Annotated in this window: 1 protein-coding gene; it reads right to left on the reverse strand. The window is 63.8% G+C overall.

Translation table 11 applies throughout. The annotated features are described in order from the left end of the window. On the reverse strand, nt 1-1527 hold a 1527-nt coding region (locus ACWDA7_RS52315; RefSeq protein ID WP_450615212.1), incomplete at its 3' end, for a reverse transcriptase domain-containing protein. Nucleotides 1528-2068: the final 541 nt, after the last annotated feature.

The following is a 2068-nucleotide window of genomic DNA, read 5'->3' on the forward strand; positions in this document are numbered from 1 at the left end:
GCCGATCCTGGTCTTGCGCGCCAGTGAGACCCCGCCCCATTGCGCCACCAACGGCGCTCGCCCTTCACCACGTTCGACGGTGACCTGAAGTCCCCGGCGGGGACCACGATCCGTGTCAAGTACGGCTCGGTAGCGGGCATAGATCCTGGGGACGCGGACGCGGTACTTGCGCGCCAGCGTCTTGACCAGGGACCGCTCCATGACGTACTTGAGCCGTCCGAGACGGTGAAGGTTGAACGCGAGCTGGTAGTAACCGGCGATCCCGCGGAACTCCGCCTGGTACTGGGCGACGATGGAGAAGTCGCTGTTGACCGTGCGTTCAGTCCGCCGGACCGGTCGGCCGTGGTGCATGTAGGGGCGGCACTTGGCACGGACGACATCAGCAGGCACCTTCAGCCCGATCTGCGCGTTGATGCTGCGCTGACCGCGATGGTCGTGCTTGGTGTCGTTGTCCAAGACCACGATCTCGTAGCCGAGGAACCGAGCGGCCTTTGTCCGCCCGTGCGTGATCAAGGTCTTTTCCTCGGACAGTTCCAACTTGAGCTCGTCGCGCAGGAACCGGCCGATGTTGGCCTTGATCTCCTCGGCTTCCCGCTTCGGCCCGGTGAAGCCGAGCATCCAATCGTCCGCGTAACGGCAGTAGTTCAGCCGCCTGAAGCCAGGATCATCGGGGTCGCGGGAGGGCATGGTCTTCATCTGCTTGCGCAGGGCCCGACCTGCCTCTAACTCGCCCCGCTGCTCCAGCCGATAGGCGCGCTGCCACAGCAGCATGTACGGACGATACGGTGTGCGCCTGGCTCCCCGGTTGTAGGCGGGCAGCAGGTTCATCTCGATGTACTTGTCCAGCCGGTCCAGGTAGATATTGGATAAAGTCGGCGAAATCACGCCGCCTTGCGGCGAGCCGCTCAGCGTCGTGTGATACCGCCACTGTTCCAAATATCCTGCCCGAAGCAGTCCGTCGACCAACCGCAGAAACCGGTTGTCGTGGATCTTCTCAGCCAGAATCGACCGAAGGATCTCATGATCCAAACTGTCGAAGCAGGCTTTGATGTCCCCCTCAACGAACCACGTGGTGCCCCGCCACCCGGGGTAGATCGACTGCAGGGCGGTGTGACAGCCCCGGCCGGGCCGGAACCCGTGGGAGTGATCGGAGAACTGCGGCTCGTAATACGCCTCAAGCAACAGGCGCATCACCTCTTGCAGCAGCTTGTCCAACCACGTCGGCAGACCTAACCCGCGCCGCTTCTTCGTCCTTCCCTTCTTCTCGATGTAGACGCGACGCGTCGGTGACCACCGGTAACGCTCACTGCGGAGCGCATCGATGATCGCCTGAATCTTGGCCAGACGCATGCCATCCACGGTCTCGGTCGTAACGCCGGGCGTCATCGCACCGTCGTTGCGGTAGATCCGCCCATAGGCGAGCAGGTACAACTCCGGGTTGAACAAGCACCGGTAGAGACGTTCCAGCGGCAGTCCCTTCCTGCCGCGTTCACGGATGATCCCCAGAAGGGCTTCGGCGCTCTGCATTTCGCATACCTCGCCATCGTGAAGGATCTGTTGACACCTGGGGCCCTTCGCCCTGTAGACGGCTTTCCCGTCCTCCCTGGTCGGGCGTCACTCCGACGACTACTACGACCCCTCCGTGGCCATAGGGCTCGCGCCCCGTAGGCCATCCCGTATTCCCCTTGCGCTGGACGTATCGAGCGTGACGTAGGCGTCCCGGTCCGTCCCCTTGAGCGAACTCGCTGTCCGCCGCCCGCCGGCCGGAAGGGTTGAGACGACAAAACTCCGGATCGTCCGATGCCGACGGCTGCGACCTCAGGCGTCGTGTCGCAGGGTGTGCGTCTTCCACCGCTGGAGACTGGGCTTCAAGCAGTGTGGCCTTCGCCGTATCACGCGGGCCTTGCACGGCAGCACCTTCGACGCCTTCGCGATGCTCCGCGCTTTCCCGCCATGCTGTTGTCCCCTCGCGCTTTCGCGTCCAGGTCAGGCGGGTGGCCCCGAGGTCACCTCCTTCCGAACCTCGGCCCCTTGAAGGGGCGATCCAACGCCGAGTGAAACGGCGCAC

It is taken from the genome of Streptomyces sp. NPDC001156 (genome assembly GCF_053598275.1).